This window comes from Bacillus cereus group sp. Bc010, assembly GCF_027716745.1.
Taxonomy (GTDB): Bacteria; Bacillota; Bacilli; order Bacillales; family Bacillaceae_G; genus Bacillus_A; species Bacillus_A pacificus.
In genome coordinates, this window is the sequence record NZ_JAQFUY010000005.1 from 184,331 (window position 1) to 201,668 (window position 17,338).

Consider the following 17,338-nt stretch of genomic DNA (forward strand, 5'->3'; position numbering starts at 1 on the left):
AAGTACATTTTTTGGAAATTATTAAGTGGAATAGCGAATATATTAGGAGACAGTGAAGTCATGTAAATAGATATTATTTTAGAAAAAATTATGAGAGGAGATGCTATTTTGTCTAAAAAGAAAAAAAGCAATGATGCCTTGGCAATAGGCGTCGGTATAGGGGTTGTAATTGGAGTTGTAGTTTTGAAGAAAAAATGAGTTGTAAATTCAATTCAAAATTGTTGCATTAAAAGAATGAATTTTCGGAATATAAATCCTATTTTTCCTTTTTTTATGATATTATATATAAAAAGGATGGTGATGGATATGCCAACAAATAATCAAGAAGAACAAAATTGCTTCATTTGTGAAAAACATAAAGGAAATATTACAGTTCCAGGTGGAGCTATTTACGAAGATGAACTCGTTTACGTTGGACATGTCCACTGGGATAGCGAAGAAACGTATCTTGGTTATGTAATGATAGATATAAAAAGACATGTACCTGGTCTTGCTGAACTAACAGATGAAGAAGCGAAAAGGTTCGGACTTATATCAAGTAGAGTAAGTAAAGCACTAAAAGAAAGTGAAGGTGCAGAACATATTTACACTTTTGTTTCAGGAAATGGTGTACCACATATGCATATGCACATCATACCGCGTTATGCAAATACACCAAAAGAGTTTTGGTCACCGACTGAAGTAGCGAAATGGATGGGTGCGCCTTATGGTGATACAGAAAAAATCAAAAAACTATGCGAAAGAATACGAAAGTATATGGTGAGTGAATATGAATATAACAAATAATAGACAATATTCATGGGTTGGAAGTAGAGAAATGTGCTTAGACGAAATTTCGATAAAGCAATATGGTGAAATCGTAATTGGTAAATACGGCGGAAATATAAGCGCCGGAGCAAACAAGAACGAAGATGGTGCGTTAGTTTGGTCAAATGGTGATTGGGAATTTGCAGCTATATTAGATGGACATAATAGTGCAGAAAGTGTTGATTTAGTAGTAAATACAATTCAAAAAGAATATGAAAATATAAAAGAAATGATGAATGAATCGATTGATACAGTATTTCGATCTATTGAAAATCGTATTCTTACTATCTTTCAATCTTCTTCATTTAAGGAAAAGTGCCAAAGAATTAAAGGTGAAACAGCTTGCTTACTATGTGTAAGAAAAGAAAACTACATATGGTGGTTATCTATCGGCGACTGTTTAGTGTATGTATTTCATGATGAATTACACAAATTAGGACAATATGCGTTAAATCAACGTCATTTTTACGAATGGATTGGTAACGTAAATACTTTTGATTTACCTGTTCCTTGCTATTCATCAGGAATTCGTGAATTACGTACTGGCAACAATCGAATTGTAATGGTGACAGATGGGGTATTAGAATACGGAGAACGTCGATATGAAACACCATTAAATCTATATAATGATATGAATAGAAATAATATAAAACTTGAAGAAAGTGTTCATCATGTATTAGAGCACGTTCATCATCAATTCGGACGAGATAGTGCGACAATTATTAGTTGGGACATTGATAATAAAGGAAAAGCTACTTATCCGAGTAATCAGCCAGATAAAAAGTAAAGGAGGAGACATCACTGTTTTTAGTTAAAGGAATTTTATTAATAGTATGGATCATATTCTTAGTTGTTTTGGAAAAAGTAGTGAGAAAAAAATTAAATATACCGAAACAAACAGACTGGAATAGTAAATATGTAAACAACGCTCATAAATGGGGCACTAGGGCTCTTATCGTTTTTTATATAATTGTTACGCTGATATGTGCCACTTTAAATCCTATTTATATTAGTAATTTACCCATATTATTTTTAATAACTTTATACTGCTTTCAATCATATATGGAGTGGAAATATGATAAAGAATCGAGGGAATATGTCATTTCTTTAGGCGTAGTTCCATTATTAATAATAACTGGAATTATGATTAATCTTTTCTTTTATAACTATTGGATTTAATCATATGTGGAATGAATGGGGAGACGAAATGAAGATGCCTAAATTACGTGCTGAAGCAATGATTTTAAATGAAGATCATTCTAAAGTACTTGTACAATGTGATTTAAGAGAAACATTTTATCGTTTTCCAGGTGGTTCTATTGAATTCGGTGAAACAGCAAAAGAAGCGATAATACGAGAATTAATGGAAGAATACGATTTGAAAATTGATGTCCAAGAGCTAGCTGTTGTAAATGAGCATATTTTCGAGTGGAACAACGAAAAAGGACATCATTGTACATTGATACATTGGGGAACTGTTAAAGAGAGAGTTACAAATGAAATAAGACATAAAGAATATGGGGATATTATATTAATATGGAAGAGCATAGAGGAATTAAAGGAGAAACCAACATATCCTGAAGGAATTGTAAGTTATTTAGAAGAGAATAAACGTAATATAGTCCACTTTATTACTAAAGATAAATAAGGTAATAGGAGAGGGAGCAATGGGTATTTCTACAATTTTGCTTATTATTATTGGACTTGGCATAGGTGGTTACTTTATAGAACAGTTTTTAAGAAGAAAATTAAATATTGAGAAAAGAGGCTTCTTTGGATATAAGCATGTGAATAGTTTACATGTAAAATTAGAAATAGGACTTATTATTATTTATGTAATAAGTAGTTGTTATTATATGTTTAAATTTGAAAACGCTAAAATGGCTTATGTCATGTTCACTTATTTAGGGATATCATGGACTTTAAGAGCATGGATGGAATGGAAATATGATAGAAAATCAAAAGAATATATACTTTCGATAACGGGAATGGTTTCTTTTATATTGATGCTCTCGATACTATTTTATTTCGTTCCACCTGCAACGTAAAACTTTAATAACGGAATGTAAGAGATATAAGGGGATGGGTTAGTTTGGATTTAGACTTAATTTTAAAATGGGCTGAAGAAAAATGTACAGAACAATCACTACTAATAATAGGTATTGATGGCTGTGGCGGTGCAGGTAAAAGTACGTTAGCAAATAAAATAAAAAGTAATTTTTCAACTGTAACGATTGTTCATATGGATGATTTTTATTTACCATCTGCAAAGATTGTAAATGATAATCCTACGAATAAATCAATTGGTGCAGATTTTGACTGGAAACGCCTTTTAAAAGAAGTTTTAAATCCGATTAGTAATGGACTAGAAGGGCGTTATAAGCGTTATGATTGGGAAAAGGATTCTTTAGTTGGATCCCATATTGTTCCTGCCGGTGGTATTGTAATTATTGAAGGTGTATATGCAACACGTCAGGAGCTAGCGGGAATGTATGATTTAAAAATATGGGTGAATTGTCCTCGTGAAACACGTATAAAAAGAGGAATTGCTAGAGATGGAGAAGCTGCGCGTGATATGTGGGAAAACAATTGGATGGTTGCTGAAGATATGTATGTAGAAAGTCATAAGCCACATGAATTTGCAGATTTTATTATTGATGGTACAAATAATGAGATAACTAATAAATAAGAAACCATTTACTACTAAATGGTTTCTTATTGAATTTAAGCATGTATTTTAGCTAATATCGATGTAATAAAATTTGTTTTATCCTCAGCATATTGATGTTTATCATTAGGATTAGCTTGTGAAAGTTGAATCTTCAACTGTTCATACTGTATACGAGCGGTTTTATTGTCTATTAAGTAATCTCGAAATTGTAATTGTTCTATTAAATATGAATTCCCTTGTTCATACATATGAATTTGATGAGTTCTTGGCTCACCTTTATTAAAATAATATCGTTCAGGCAGTACATCTTTTCTATATTTATAGTTTAGCAGTTCTAACTTGTTAATACAGTTTAAGCCATCGTTATAATCTTCTAATTCGATTGCAATATCAATAATTGGCTTTGCACTTAATTGTGGAATAGCAGTACTACCAATATGGTGTATCGCTAAAATATGTTCGCCAATTTGTTTCTCAATGAATTGTTTCTCTTTCATAAACTCAAATTCCCATTCTTCAGTCCACGGAGCTAAAAACACTTTTCCATATGGTAAACCTAACATTTAATTAGCACCTCTTTCAAAATGTTTTTCAATAAAGGTAATTACATTTTCTTAAAGCTTCTCAAAACAAGATATTCCCACAATCTCCAAGGAAGAATTTTCTTTGCAAAGATCATAAATTTTACACCTTTTCCAATCGGATATCGTAAATTCGTACGCTTAGATTCAGCAATTTCTACAATTTTATTAGCAACATCTATCGGATTGCCAAATGTATCACTGCCGCTATTAATATGTTTTTGTATTTTATCCATATATTCTTTGTAAGGAGAAGATGTATCAGATTGGTTTGTAGCTAGTTGTTTACCAACTTCCCAAATATTTGTGTTATAAGAACCTGGTTCTATTAAAGCAACATCTATTCCAAAAGGTTTTACTTCTAAACGAAGGGATTCACTCCATCCTTCTAATGCATATTTTGAAGAAACGTAAGGAGATAGACCAGGGAATGCAACTTGACCACTAATGCTGCTTATATTAATAATTTTTCCGCTTTGTTGTTCTCTCATATAAGGTAAAACAAGCTGAGTAATTGAAATAGCTCCAAATAGGTTCGTTTCAAATTGTTTACGGTATTCCTCTACTGGAGTTTCTTCTACAAAGCCCCCATTGGCATATCCTGCATTATTAATGAGGAGGTTCACTTTGTTTATTTCTTTTAAAAATAATTGAAAGTTATGTAAAGAGTTTTGATCGGTTACATCTAATTGTTGAATTTTTATGTTTTGCAGTAAGTTGAGTTGAGTAGCTTGAGATAATAAGTTTCCTTGTTTTTCAAGGTTTCTCATTGTTGCGATAACTAAATAATCTTTTTTTGCGAGTTCGAGTGTAGTTAATAGTCCGAATCCACTTGAAGCTCCTGTAATAACCGCGATTTTTTTATTCATTGGTCGCTCGCTTTCTTTTTCTTTTATCATAACGAGTTATAGTAAGAAAATCTATTATTCTTACATTCATTATGAAACCAATTTGTATGTAAAAAAGGGGATTATAGGAAATCAGCGTATATAAAGTAGTGTATATTAATATGATAATGAAATGAGGGAAGAGAAATGGCCCATGTGAAAGATGTATTAGCAGATCAGTTATTAGCGAATGCGAACGATCCTAGTTGGTATATTCCGTTTTCAGATGCAGTGAAAGATCTATCTGAGAGAGAAGCTTTCTGGAAACCGAATGAAGAGAGTAATAGTATAGCTGAAATTGTACAACATTTACTGTATTGGAACTCAACGTGGCAAACGAGGTATAAAGAATCAAATGTGAATGCTGTGCCCGCTATTGGTGATAATAACAAAAGTTTTATGCTTTCAGATAATCAATCTTTCGATGAATTAAGAGAAAAACTACTGGAGAAACTGTTACTATGGCAAAAGCTAATAAATAAAGAAAAGGTAGAAAGTGATGTAGTTGGATTCCCAGTATGTGCAAAGTGGTGGGAAGTGCTAGCAAATGTCACAACTCATAATGCTTATCATATTGGTCAAATTATTTACATTCAGAAGTTACAGAAGAGTTTTGATCATGAATAAAATAATGATTCTCAAATTAGGTGAACAAAAGTGGACAAAACGAGACAGATGTCTCATTTTGTCCACTTTTTTATTTTGAAAGAAAAGAGAAACCCTATTAAATCAAGGATTAGAATTTGGCACAGTACTTGCAATATAAAAGATGAACAAGAAAATAGGAGGGCTGGACATGTTAAAAACAACTGAAAGTAAAGGGAATGAAATTACGAAAGAACAAGCTCGTTGGATGTATGAAAAAATGTTAGAGATTCGTAAGTTTGAAGATAAGGTACATGAATTGTTCGCTCAAGGCGTGCTGCCAGGTTTCGTCCATTTATACGCAGGTGAAGAAGCGGTAGCAGTTGGTGTATGTGCCCACTTAACGGATCGTGACAGTATTACAAGTACGCATAGAGGACATGGACACTGTATCGCAAAAGGTTGTGATTTAAACGGTATGATGGCTGAACTTTTTGGGAAAGCGACAGGGTTATGTAAAGGTAAAGGCGGCTCCATGCACATTGCTGATTTAGATAAAGGAATGCTTGGTGCAAATGGCATTGTAGGTGGTGGTTTCCCGCTTGCTTGCGGCTCAGCATTAACAGCTAAATATAAAGGAACGAAAGACGTAAGTGTTTGTTTCTTCGGTGACGGAGCAAATAATGAAGGAACATTTCACGAAGGGGTTAATTTAGCGGCGATTTGGAAATTACCAGTTATTTTTATCGCAGAAAATAACGGTTATGGTGAAGCGACAACATTTGAATATGCTTCAAGTTGTGATTCCATTGCAGATCGAGCGAAAGCTTATAACATTCCAGGTGTTCAAGTGTTCAAGTGGATGGAAAGAACTTGCTTGCGGTGTATAAAGCAGCGGAAGAAGCAGTAGAACGTGCTCGTAATGGCGGTGGTCCAACAATAATTGAATGTATGACATATCGTAATTACGGTCATTTCGAAGGTGAAGCACAAACGTATAAAAATTCAGAAGAAAAAGAAGAACATTTAAATGAAAAAGATGCGATTGTGAATTTCCGTAAGCATTTAATTCATGAAGCTTTATTAACTGAATCTGAGCTTGTAGATATGGAAAAGGCAGTAGATGAAGCGGTTCAAAAATCAATTGAATTTAGTGAAAATAGTCCATATCCAGAGGATGAAGAGTTATTAAAAGATGTATACGTTTCTTACAAATAAGAGGAGGGTGAAAAATAATGACTAGAACAGTAAGTATGTCAACTGCAATTAATGAAGCGATGAAAATCTCAATGCGTCGTGATGAAAACGTAATTTTAATAGGAGAAGACGTTGCAGGTGGTGCACAAGTTGATCACTTGCAAGATGATGAAGCATGGGGCGGTGTTCTTGGTGTTACGAAAGGCCTTGTACAAGAATTTGGCCGAAATCGTATTTTAGATACACCAATTTCAGAAGCGGGTTACATGGGAGCAGCAATGGCTGCTGCTGCAACAGGACTACGTCCGATTGCTGAATTAATGTTTAATGATTTTATCGGTAGTTGTCTTGATCAAGTATTAAACCAAGGTGCAAAATTCCGTTATATGTTCGGTGGTAAAGCGAAAGTGCCAGTTACGGTACGTACGATGCATGGTGCAGGTTTTAGCGCAGCTGCACAACATTCACAAAGTTTGTATGCGTTATTTACGAGCATTCCAGGTATAAAAGTTGTCGTTCCTTCTACTCCATATGACGCAAAAGGCTTATTATTAGCGGCAATTGAAGATGATGACCCAGTAATCTTCTTTGAAGATAAAACACTTTACAATATGAAAGGTGAAGTGCCGGAAGGGTATTATACAATTCCATTAGGTAAAGCAGATATAAAACGTGAAGGTTCTGATGTAACAATCGTCGCCATTGGAAAACAAGTTCATACAGCACTTGCAGCCGCTGAGCAATTATCGAAAAAAGGACTTGAAGTAGAAGTAATTGATCCACGTTCTTTATCACCACTGGATGAAGATACGATTTTAGCATCAGTTGAAAAAACAAATCGCCTTATTGTTATTGATGAAGCAAATCCAAGATGTAGTATCGCAACGGATATTGCGGCAATTGTAGCGGATAAAGGATTCGATTTGTTAGATGCACCTATTAAACGAATTACAGCACCACATACACCAGTTCCGTTCTCGCCACCACTTGAAAAGTTATATTTACCAACGCCGGAAAAAGTAATTGAAACTGTATCAGAAATGATCGGAGACCAATCTTTATTACATGTGTAATAAAACGATGAGAAGGGAGAGAGAAGCATGGCTGTAGAAGTTGTAATGCCGAAGTTAGGTATGGCGATGAAAGAAGGTATTATTACGAGCTGGAATATTAAAGCAGGCGATCATGTATCAAAAGGTGAACTAATTGCTAGTATTAATTCGGAAAAAATCGAAACTGAAATAGAAGCACCAGCAGATGGAACTGTTCTTGATATAGCTGTAAGTGAAGATGAGGGAGTTCCACCTGGCACTGTCATTTGCTATATCGGTAAGCTGAACGAAAAAGTAGAAATCAATGAAAGTATAAATGTTGTAGAAGAAAAAGCACCTAATCTAGAGCCTAAAAAGGTCCAACATCCAGAACCATATGCGAAAGAAGTGGCGAAGCAAAGAATCAAAATTTCACCTGTAGCGAAGAAAATTGCAAAGTCTGAAAATCTAGATATCAAAGCATTAGTTGGTACAGGCCCTGGCGGAAGGATTACAAAAGTAGACGTATTAAAAGCGATTGAAGAAAGAGTAACAATTCCAGAAGTACTTGAACAAGAAGAAAGTAAAGCAATTCCTGTTACTGGTATGCGGAAAGCAATCGCAAACCGTATGCATGCAAGTTTACAAAATAGTGCGCAATTAACATTAACGATGAAAGTAGATGTTACAGATTTAGCTGCTTTACATAAAGAAATAGCGGCAGTTGTACAAAAACGATACGATAACAAACTAACTATTACGGATTTCGTTTCTCGTGCTGTTGTATTAGCGCTTGGAGAGCATAAAGAAATGAACAGCGCTTATATGGATGATACAATTCATCAATTTGAACATGTTCATTTAGGCATGGCAGTCGCATTAGAAAAAGGATTAGTCGTTCCAGCTATTCGCTTTGCTAATCATCTATCTTTAGTAGAGTTATCTAAACAAATTAAAAATGTTGCACAAAAAGCAAGAGAAGGTAGTTTAAGTAGTGATGATATGCAAGGGACAACCTTTACAATTAGTAATTTAGGTAGCTTCGGTATTGAATATTTTACGCCAGTATTAAATACACCTGAAACTGGTATTTTAGGTGTAGGTGCAATTGAACATGTTCCAGTATATAAAGGGAAGAAAATAAAAAAAGGCAGTATGTTACCTTTAAGTTTAACATTCGATCATCGTGTATTAGATGGTGCACCAGCAGCTGCATTTTTACGCACAATTAAACGTTATTTAGAAGAACCTGTAACAATTCTTTTATAAAGAGAAGGTGAGAGAATGAGTAAACTAGTCGTTATTGGTGGCGGACCTGCTGGCTATGTAGCAGCAATTACCGCGGCTCAAAGTGGAAAAGAAGTCACTCTTATTGATGAAGCTGATCTTGGCGGGACTTGTTTAAATGTTGGGTGCATGCCTACAAAATCATTGTTAGAAAGTGCAGAAGTGCATGACATTGTGAGAAAAGCGAATCATTATGGAGTTATGCTTAACGAAGGAAGTATTTCAGTTGATTGGAAGCAAATGCAGGCGAGGAAATCACAAGTTGTAACACAGCTCGTCCAAGGAATTCAATATTTAATGAAGAAAAATAAAATAAAAGTTATACAAGGTAAAGCAAGATTTGAAACGGATCATCGTGTGAGAGTTACACACGGTGGTAAAGAAATTGTAGTAGATGGAGAACAATTCATTATTGCAGCAGGTTCAGAACCGACTGAATTACCTTCTGCTACATTTGATGGGAAATGGATTTTAAATAGTAGCCATGCAATGTCCCTAGAAAATATACCGAAATCATTATTAATTGTTGGTGGTGGTGTAATAGGATGCGAGTTTGCAAGTATTTATAGTCGTCTTGGAACAAAAGTTACGATTGTTGAAATGGCACCGCAATTATTACCTGGTGAAGATGAAGATATCGCACACATTTTAAGAGGGAAACTAGAAAATGATGGCGTAGAAATATTTACAGGAGCAGCTTTAAAAGGATTAAATAATTATAAAAAGCAAGCTTCATTTGAATATGAAGGAAGTACCCAAGTAGTTAATCCAGAATTTGTTCTCGTTTCTGTCGGCCGAAAACCACGTGTACAACAATTAGATTTAGAAAAAGCAGGCATTCAATATTCAAATAAAGGAATTTCTGTGAATGAACATATGCAAACCAATGTATCACATATTTACGCAGCGGGTGATGTGATTGGTGGAATCCAGCTTGCTCACGTTGCTTTCCATGAAGGAACGACAGCAGCATTACATGCGAGTGGAGAAGATGTAAAAGTAAACTATCATGCTGTACCTCGCTGTATTTATACAGCTCCAGAAATTGCTAGTGTCGGTTTAAGTGAAAAATTAGCAAGAGAGCAATATGGTGATATTCTTATCGGAGAGTTTCCTTTTTCAGCAAATGGAAAAGCGCTTATTATTGGAGAACAAACGGGTAAAGTAAAAGTCATTGTGGAACCTAAATATCAAGAAATTGTAGGGATTTCTATTATTGGTCCACGTGCAACCGAACTAATTGGACAAGGAACTGTAATGATTCATACAGAAGTTACTGCTGATATTATGAGAGATTATATTGCAGCACACCCAACTTTATCTGAAGCGATTCATGAAGCGCTATTGCAAGCGGTAGGACATGCTGTACACGCTTAAATGGAAGTGTAATAAACCACTATTCTCTAAATGTATGAGAGAATAGTGGTTTGAATTTTTACAGAAGAAATTGAATATCCTATTATTTTTTTACTTCAATCGCTGAAGTAATATCGCTCCAATCAGCAGCTAAATTAGCAGTTTTACCGTACCAATCAGCGTGTTTAAATATAACACCTTTTCCATATCCTTGTGTAGAAGTATGCTCCCAAAGTGTCGTTGAATAACTTGCTGAAGGCGATGCTGTACTTACAGAAGAAATTCTGTCATTCCAGCTAGAAGGTAAGTTTTTAAAACCGCTGCTCCAGTAAATATATTGGCCACCTTGATCTTTATGTTCATAAAAATCAGTACTACCAGCACCGCTACCTAAAGGATTGATTTTATTTTTAAGTACTTTTTTATCCTTTTCAATATAAGTATCTAATGTTTCGCGGCTAGTAAAACCATAAGCTAGCCAATCTCCATTTTCATTTTGCCCTGGTAATACCATAGTAATTTGGATGTCTTTCTTATCTTGATCACTTAATTTTGTAAGAGAATTAACATTCTGTTCATCCACTTTTAAATAATCAAAAGACTTAATTGTGTTACCTTTTTCTTCAGCACTTGCTACTCCTAGTCCTCCAGTTAATGCAAATCCCACTACTAATGTACCTGCTACTAATTTCTTTAACATATAACCATCCCTTTTTGTTTAGATTTTTGTACTAGTAAAATGTATTCTAATTATCAACTATCGTAAATATTCTGAGGTTTTAGAAGTAAAAGGTGGAATATTTACAGTTTTGCATTTTTTCTTTAGAAAAAATAGGTATTAGAATGATATAATAAATAGATATATCGCTTTTGTTGGATGTTAAAATGTTTTAGGAGGGAAGCTGAAGAAGTAACGATTTGTGCAAAAGATGTATTGCTGGAGATAGATTACTAGTAAACTTGATGACTTTACAAACAAAAAAACAGTCGTATTTGACTGTTTTTTATTTAGTTGCTAAATTATCAATTTTCCAATATGTATCTGTTAACGGCGCGGCTTTGCTATCTATGTATAGATACATATTATTTAAATCTTTTGGTGAAGTTTTCAGTTCAAATACAACGTCAGTAGTTAAAGAGAATTCGTGTGGAACATTTTTATAGTGCTCGTCATATATCGGATGAGCTTCACCTTCATATTTCTGACCAGTTTTTTCATCTTGTATGAAATATTTTATTTCCGAAAGATCAATAGTTTGTCCATCATCTCGAACATTATTAATCATAACACGAGTAGTAATACGCCATTCTTTGTCTATTTTTTCGAATTTAGCATTTTCAACAGTTGCTCTATAGTATTCATTTTTAACTATTTCCCCATAATGCATTGCATTCTTTTCAAGAGCGCTCTTTTCTTGTTTTGGTGCAGTATTCCCATTACATCCTGCCATTAGTCCTGTAAATAATAATGCTGTACAAGTTACTTTCATTATAGATTTCATAATAATTCCTTTCTGTGTTAAAAAGTGAGACATAGGAATAATTTTACATTAATAGAAGGATGAATGGAAGTATAATTGTGAAACATGCAAATATGCATTTATTTAGTTGTTAATTTAATGGGATAGAAAAAGGGAGAAAACCTGTATAGAGCTGAATAAAGAAGTATTGAAAATATTGTAAAACAGAAAAAACATGCATATAATTAAAAGATGGATAAATTTTACGAATATTCAATGATGGTGGTGAGAACATGTTTACTGAAGAGCGTAGAGAGAAAATTTTGGAGTTACTTAAGAAAAATGGAAGGGTAATTGCTAAAGATCTTGCGGAAAGTTTTGATATGTCTATTGATTCAATAAGAAGAGATTTGTCTATTATGGAGAAGGATGGCTTATTAAAAAGAACGCACGGAGGTGCAATTGAACTTGCTCGAGTAAGGAATTTAGCTGCTGAGCGATTTGAACGTTATAGTAATGGTTCTGTATATGAAGACGCAATTGCAAAAATCGCAGCTTCTTATATACAAGAAGGAGATTCTGTTTTTATTGGTGGGACTTCTATTCATTATGTCATGTTAAAATATTTACCTGAAACATCATTTACAGTTGTTACAAATTCTATAGAAATTGCTAGTACGTTACGGGAATATAAGAACATTGATACGTACTTAATTGGTGGAAAGGTGAAACCATCAGGAAATATGACAGATACACTTGCCTCAGAATTGATAAGTAGATTCTCTATTGATCTGTATTTCTCTACAGGTGGTGGTATTTCATTGAATGGTATAAGTACTGCAACGCCTGAAGTTGCTTATTTTAGTAAAACAGTAAATAAGATTGCTAGACGAAATATTTGTTTAGCTCCTCACGATAAACTTGGAATAGACTACTTTATAAAAGGAGAATCACTGATTGAAATTGACCTTATAATAACAGATTCAGAGGCTAGTAAAGAAACGATTCAACAATTTGAGAAACAAGGTAAAAAAATTGTAATAGCATCAATAGACTACTTTTAAAAGGAGCTTGAAATGATTATAAAAGGACAAAAATTCCACATAAATGGATTAGTTTATACAATTCGTTCGGCAACTGAAACAGATGCGGAACAGTTATCGGAAATTAGAGTTCAAATCGATGGGGAAACTGAAAACATGGATAGAGAAGCTGGAGAGGGATTTATAGATAAGATAGGTTTTCAAAAAATAATAAAAGCAGATAGTGGCGAGACAAAGAATTTGTTTTTAGTTGCAGAAGTGCACAACCGAATCGTTGGGTTTTCAAGATGCGAAGGGTCAAATTTGAAGAGATTATCTCATAAAGTAGAATTTGGCGTTTGTATTTTAAAAGAGTTTTGGGGATATGGAATAGGTAAGAGTCTATTGCAACAATCTATTCATTGGGCTGATGAAAATGAGATTAAAAAGATATCATTACAAGTATTAGAGACAAACGAAAAAGCCATTCAACTTTATAGAAAATTAGGTTTTGAAGTAGAAGGAATTTTGAAAAATGATAAAAGACTGTCAGATGAAAAGTATTATAATACGGTTGTAATGGGAAGGTGTATTTGAGGTGTTTATAAAAGAGGTGGAAATGTATGTTTTATAGAAGAAAGTACTATATAGTAAAGAATGAATTTATAGAAATATTTAATGAGCATTTTAATAAAACAAACTTACCAAATCAGTTAAAGCATGGTTCCAGGCTAATAGGACGCTGGATGAAAGATAATAAGAATGGTACGACTGAAGTGTTTGCAATATGGGAATATGATAGTTATGAACAATATAAAGAAATAGAATCAAAGATTAGAAATGACGAGAAGCATATTAGAAGGATACATGAATGGTATGAAAAACATGGCGGGAAAAAATATGTTTTTCAGGAGTACATAGTAGAGATGAAAAATGAAGAGTTAGTGTGTACTGTAAAGTGATAGAGATGTGAGGGATAATGGGAATGAAAACAAAATTATATTTTAGTGTAGCATCCACAATTTTCTTTGCAATAGCCGTGATTGTTTTCTTTATAAATGGAAATCCACAAAAGTGGTTTTGGTTATGTATTTTCTTTGCTTCCATTATACAAAATATAGTGCTACTAAAAAAGAATAAAGAAGTGCATTAAGATATTCAAATTATTAACATATTTGTGTCGTCTTTCTAGTTTTGTTGAAAACGCTTTTATTCAGTTTTATAATAAAAGTATGTTTTTACAAATCTCCAAAATAATGAATAGGGAGATGATATAATGCTAGCTTCACCGTTTTACTTACATACATGGAAAAAGTTTGTTGATGAAGGTGTCCTTGATTCGAACCGTATAAACGAAAGAATTTCAGAGTCATGGTATCGATGTAAACAAGCAAATGTGAATCCTCATATGAATAAAGGTCGGAAAATTTTGTCTTCTAATATTTTTCAAGACCAAAAGAAAAAGAGTGAAATCTTCCTAGATATAGCAATACCTCAAATACAAAATATGAGAAAAACCATTGATGAACTGCAAATGATGGCATTATTAATCGATCCAGACGGTTACGTTCTATCGTTAAGTGGAAATAAACAAACGTTGCAACGAGCGAAACATATTAATTTCGTTGAAGGTGTGAAATGGACGGAAGCGGCTGTTGGTACAAATGCGATAGGAACAGCGTTAGAAATTGAAGAGGCTATTATGATAAGTGGTACAGAGCATTATTCTGTCGCATCTCATAGCTGGAGCTGTGCGGCCGCTCCTATTCATAATGATGATGGGAAATTAATAGGCGTTCTAGATTTCTCTTGTCCGATTGAGTTTTCGCATCCATATATGCTCGGTATGGTAACTTCGATTGCACATGCGATTGAACGTGAATGTAGTATTCGAGTACATCAAAATGAACTGCAGTTAATCCATCGTTTTTTAGATGTAATTGACAGTAATGAACAAGTAGTAATTTGTAATCATCGCGATGTTATCGTTTCTGCGAGCAAGAGGGTTCGGGAACGAGTATGTAATTGGTCACGAATGAAACTTGCAGATTTAATGCACTATGGATTGAAAACTAAATTAGAAGTTCCAGTATACAGTAATAATAGAATGATTGGGAAATGTATCTATGTAAAGGAAAATAAACAAGTAAAATCATTTTCAACGTCCCCATTTATAAATGGCATCACTTTTCCTGGAGTGATTGGGACAAGTAGTGCATTTCAACATACATTAGAAGAAATTAAGCTTGTATCACCAACTGACGCAAGTGTATATGTTTGTGGTGAAACAGGTGTAGGGAAAGAATATGTAGCGAGAGCGATTCATGAAAATAGTCCAAGAAAAGATGGTCCATTTATAGCTGTTAACTGCGGTTCATTACCGAAAGAATTAATGGAAAGTGAATTGTTTGGTTATGCTGAAGGAGCGTTTACAGGTGCACGGCGCCAAGGATATAAAGGGAAATTCGAACAAGCAGATGGAGGAACAATATTTTTAGATGAAATTGGTGAAGTGCCTCCAGAGATGCAAGTCGCATTATTGCATGTTTTACAAGAACGAACAGTAACCCCAATTGGCAGTTCAAAAGAGGTACCGGTAAATATTCGTATTATTACTGCGACACATAAAGATTTATTGCGATTAGTAGAAGAAGGGAAATTTCGTCAAGATTTATATTATCGGTTACATGTTTATCCGCTTTATGTTCCAACGTTAATAGAAAGAAAAGAGGATATTCCATACTTCATAAAACATTTTTGTGAACAAAAGAATTGGAATGTTGTATTTCCAAAAAGTATTTGTAATCAATTTTATCAGCATACATGGCCCGGAAATATTCGAGAATTATTAAATGTATTAGAACGCATTTACATTTTATCGCAAGGACAGGAAATATGCGAAAAACAAATCTCTTTTTTATTACAAACAATGATGGGAAATCAACATCAACTTGCATTGCAAGCAGAAAATAAAATAGAGAACACATTAAATTTCCGCGAAAGAATACAGCGTGACAGCATGATTGAAGCGCTAGAAAAGACGAACGGAAATGTTTCGTTAGCTGCAAAACTTTTAGATGTACCTCGAAGTACATTTTATAAACGAATGCAAAAATATAAGCTATAAAGTAGATTTTTGTAATCTACTTTTTCTTTGTGGGCTCATGTTCTGTCGGAATATGCGCTTACCGGGGAAATAATAAAATAGTTAGAAATAAATTTCCGAAAGGGGGACTTATGTGAAGTATATTGAAATTGGTATTGGAAATAGGTGGTTCGTTCGAACAGAAACCGAAAATAAAGATGGAACTGAATTTGAGGAAAGAGGAATTATAAAACCTATTTATTTTGAGTCACTGTACGTACGAATGTGGTTTCGGAAAACGTGTTTAATTTTTGATACGAAAGAAGGGTTTAAAAAGGTTAAGAAGAGGAGGATTGATTATAAATTTATAGTTGGAATTGTAAGTAGACTGAATAAAGAAAAGGTGTACTAACATACGTAGTTATATTGACCAGAAAATCCTTTTGACTTATATCAAATTCATGAAAAGCAATTTTTATAAATATAAATTGATAATAAAACCGCTAAGGAAACTTAGCGGTTTCTTTTTAAATGGGAGGGATTTTCGTATGAATAGGATCGTAACGGTTTTACTTGCAATTATTATAATGGGGTATTCCATTTATAGTTGGAATGATACTTCGGAAATGAGTATGCTAATTTTACAAACGCTTTTAGGTTTTATGTTAGTTAGCTTAGGGGTGCAAAATTTAAAAAATAACGAAAAAGAAAATAGAAGTATAGGGATCGCTTTATTACTCGTGGCTTTGTTTTTAATTGTTGTATCTTTAATAAAATATTTTGTATGAATAAGTTTTTAAATTAATAAAAAATTAAAATTCTACTTGTATTTCACTATATAAAATATGGCATAATGATTTAGTTAAAATAGAAATGGATAGGGTATTTGAGAGGGGCAGTATAATGAGTTTTGCAATAGAAATAGTAATAAAAGCACCAATGGATGTTGTATGTGACTACATAATAGAAGATGAAAAAATAAAAGAATGGAATACGTTTATAATAGAAAATCGCTATCCTTCAAATATGGATAAAGAGAATCCACGTGAAGGAGATAAATATATTACTGTTCAAAAAGTCGGTAAGAAAATATTCGAGGCTGAAGTAGAAATCCTTGAATACGATGCACCTCATATTATTTCACTTGGCAGTGAAATGAAGCAAGGTTATTCAGCAATGACTTATATGTTAGAAGAAGATGAGGAGGGTACAGCACTTACATTAATTTCAGAATATGAACCTAGTAATTTTTACTATAAAATTATGTATAAGTTAACAGGCTGGATTTCACGAGGTTTAACTATGGAACAAATTGAGCGGCTAGCAGAATGTGTAGAAGCTGCTTATCATAAAGAAAATTAATATTAAA

21 protein-coding genes and 2 pseudogenes are annotated in these 17,338 nt (G+C 33.5%); 19 read left to right on the plus strand and 4 right to left on the minus strand.

Going from position 1 to position 17,338, the window contains the following annotated elements; genetic code table 11:
- Positions 1-90: 90 nt before the first annotated feature.
- The 7 genes and pseudogenes from PDQ68_RS09335 to PDQ68_RS09365 form a co-directional block, all read left to right on the plus strand.
- Positions 91-177: pseudogene (locus PDQ68_RS09335) on the plus strand (septum formation initiator); the annotation flags it as partial.
- A gap of 123 nt (positions 178-300) precedes the next feature.
- Positions 301-786, plus strand: coding sequence for an HIT family protein (locus PDQ68_RS09340; protein WP_029141132.1), 486 nt, complete (start codon positions 301-303; stop codon positions 784-786).
- Positions 770-1,594, plus strand: a complete 825-nt coding sequence (locus tag PDQ68_RS09345; protein WP_061182563.1) for a PP2C family serine/threonine-protein phosphatase — start codon at positions 770-772, stop codon at positions 1,592-1,594. Before PDQ68_RS09340 ends, PDQ68_RS09345 begins: the two co-directional genes overlap by 17 nt.
- A gap of 68 nt (positions 1,595-1,662) precedes the next feature.
- Entirely contained in the window at positions 1,663-1,986 is a 324-nt protein-coding gene (locus PDQ68_RS09350) for a DUF4181 domain-containing protein (protein WP_074585608.1), read from the plus strand.
- Positions 1,987-2,014: 28 nt separating this feature from the next.
- Positions 2,015-2,455, plus strand: coding sequence for an NUDIX domain-containing protein (locus PDQ68_RS09355; RefSeq protein ID WP_016717674.1), 441 nt, complete (start codon positions 2,015-2,017; stop codon positions 2,453-2,455).
- Positions 2,456-2,474: 19 nt separating this feature from the next.
- A complete protein-coding gene (locus tag PDQ68_RS09360; protein WP_016717673.1) occupies positions 2,475-2,855 on the plus strand; it encodes a DUF4181 domain-containing protein in 381 nt (126 codons plus the stop codon).
- Between the two features lie 44 nt (positions 2,856-2,899).
- Positions 2,900-3,496 carry a uridine kinase family protein gene (locus PDQ68_RS09365; protein WP_016717672.1) on the plus strand — a complete coding sequence of 199 codons (597 nt, stop codon included), beginning with the start codon at positions 2,900-2,902 and terminating at the stop codon, positions 3,494-3,496.
- A 35-nt stretch (positions 3,497-3,531) separates the two neighbouring features.
- Here PDQ68_RS09365 and PDQ68_RS09370 read toward each other — a convergent pair whose 3' ends face one another.
- Both PDQ68_RS09370 and PDQ68_RS09375 read right to left on the minus strand, forming a co-directional pair.
- On the minus strand, positions 3,532-4,041 hold the full coding sequence (locus tag PDQ68_RS09370) for a GrpB family protein (protein ID WP_016717671.1): 510 nt from the start codon (positions 4,039-4,041) through the stop codon (positions 3,532-3,534).
- A gap of 41 nt (positions 4,042-4,082) precedes the next feature.
- The gene (locus PDQ68_RS09375) at positions 4,083-4,928 is read right to left on the minus strand and encodes an oxidoreductase (RefSeq protein WP_029141131.1); all 846 of its coding nucleotides are present in this window, start codon (positions 4,926-4,928) and stop codon (positions 4,083-4,085) included.
- A 165-nt stretch (positions 4,929-5,093) separates the two neighbouring features.
- Here PDQ68_RS09375 and PDQ68_RS09380 point away from each other — a divergent pair, with 165 nt between their 5' ends.
- The 5 genes and pseudogenes from PDQ68_RS09380 to lpdA all read left to right on the plus strand — a co-directional run bounded on the left by PDQ68_RS09380 (position 5,094) and on the right by lpdA (position 10,423).
- Positions 5,094-5,573, plus strand: a complete 480-nt coding sequence (locus PDQ68_RS09380) for a DinB family protein (RefSeq protein WP_016717669.1) — start codon at positions 5,094-5,096, stop codon at positions 5,571-5,573.
- Positions 5,574-5,742: 169 nt separating this feature from the next.
- Positions 5,743-6,749: pseudogene (gene acoA, locus PDQ68_RS09385) on the plus strand (acetoin:2,6-dichlorophenolindophenol oxidoreductase subunit alpha).
- 17 nt (positions 6,750-6,766) lie between these two features.
- Entirely contained in the window at positions 6,767-7,801 is a 1,035-nt protein-coding gene (gene acoB / locus PDQ68_RS09390) for an acetoin:2,6-dichlorophenolindophenol oxidoreductase subunit beta (RefSeq protein WP_000198893.1), read from the plus strand.
- Positions 7,802-7,828: 27 nt separating this feature from the next.
- The gene (locus PDQ68_RS09395; protein ID WP_016717666.1) at positions 7,829-9,028 is read left to right on the plus strand and encodes a dihydrolipoamide acetyltransferase family protein; all 1,200 of its coding nucleotides are present in this window, start codon (positions 7,829-7,831) and stop codon (positions 9,026-9,028) included.
- Between the two features lie 15 nt (positions 9,029-9,043).
- Positions 9,044-10,423 (plus strand): dihydrolipoyl dehydrogenase, encoded by a 1,380-nt coding sequence (lpdA, locus tag PDQ68_RS09400; RefSeq protein WP_061182601.1) that lies wholly within the window; start codon positions 9,044-9,046, stop codon positions 10,421-10,423.
- Between the two features lie 82 nt (positions 10,424-10,505).
- Here lpdA and PDQ68_RS09405 read toward each other — a convergent pair whose 3' ends face one another.
- Both PDQ68_RS09405 and PDQ68_RS09410 read right to left on the minus strand, forming a co-directional pair.
- The gene (locus tag PDQ68_RS09405; protein ID WP_270786662.1) at positions 10,506-11,102 is read right to left on the minus strand and encodes a hypothetical protein; all 597 of its coding nucleotides are present in this window, start codon (positions 11,100-11,102) and stop codon (positions 10,506-10,508) included.
- Between the two features lie 304 nt (positions 11,103-11,406).
- Positions 11,407-11,904: a hypothetical protein gene (locus PDQ68_RS09410; protein ID WP_062821642.1), complete on the minus strand. Its 498-nt coding sequence runs from the start codon at positions 11,902-11,904 to the stop codon at positions 11,407-11,409.
- Positions 11,905-12,155: 251 nt separating this feature from the next.
- Between PDQ68_RS09410 and PDQ68_RS09415 the strand changes: the two genes are divergently transcribed.
- The 7 genes from PDQ68_RS09415 (at position 12,156) to PDQ68_RS09445 (ending at position 17,331) form a co-directional block, all read left to right on the plus strand.
- Positions 12,156-12,926 (plus strand): DeoR/GlpR family DNA-binding transcription regulator, encoded by a 771-nt coding sequence (locus PDQ68_RS09415; RefSeq protein WP_016717663.1) that lies wholly within the window; start codon positions 12,156-12,158, stop codon positions 12,924-12,926.
- 12 nt (positions 12,927-12,938) lie between these two features.
- Positions 12,939-13,481 carry a GNAT family N-acetyltransferase gene (locus PDQ68_RS09420; protein WP_000584356.1) on the plus strand — a complete coding sequence of 181 codons (543 nt, stop codon included), beginning with the start codon at positions 12,939-12,941 and terminating at the stop codon, positions 13,479-13,481.
- A 26-nt stretch (positions 13,482-13,507) separates the two neighbouring features.
- A complete protein-coding gene (locus PDQ68_RS09425) occupies positions 13,508-13,846 on the plus strand; it encodes an NIPSNAP family protein (RefSeq protein WP_061182598.1) in 339 nt (112 codons plus the stop codon).
- Positions 13,847-14,160: 314 nt separating this feature from the next.
- A complete protein-coding gene (locus PDQ68_RS09430) occupies positions 14,161-16,011 on the plus strand; it encodes a sigma-54-dependent Fis family transcriptional regulator (protein WP_061182596.1) in 1,851 nt (616 codons plus the stop codon).
- A 112-nt stretch (positions 16,012-16,123) separates the two neighbouring features.
- Positions 16,124-16,381 carry a DUF3977 family protein gene (locus PDQ68_RS09435; protein ID WP_000873848.1) on the plus strand — a complete coding sequence of 86 codons (258 nt, stop codon included), beginning with the start codon at positions 16,124-16,126 and terminating at the stop codon, positions 16,379-16,381.
- Positions 16,382-16,517: 136 nt separating this feature from the next.
- Positions 16,518-16,757 (plus strand): DUF3953 domain-containing protein, encoded by a 240-nt coding sequence (locus tag PDQ68_RS09440; protein ID WP_001080079.1) that lies wholly within the window; start codon positions 16,518-16,520, stop codon positions 16,755-16,757.
- 115 nt (positions 16,758-16,872) lie between these two features.
- Positions 16,873-17,331 (plus strand): SRPBCC family protein, encoded by a 459-nt coding sequence (locus PDQ68_RS09445; protein ID WP_016717660.1) that lies wholly within the window; start codon positions 16,873-16,875, stop codon positions 17,329-17,331.
- Positions 17,332-17,338: the final 7 nt, after the last annotated feature.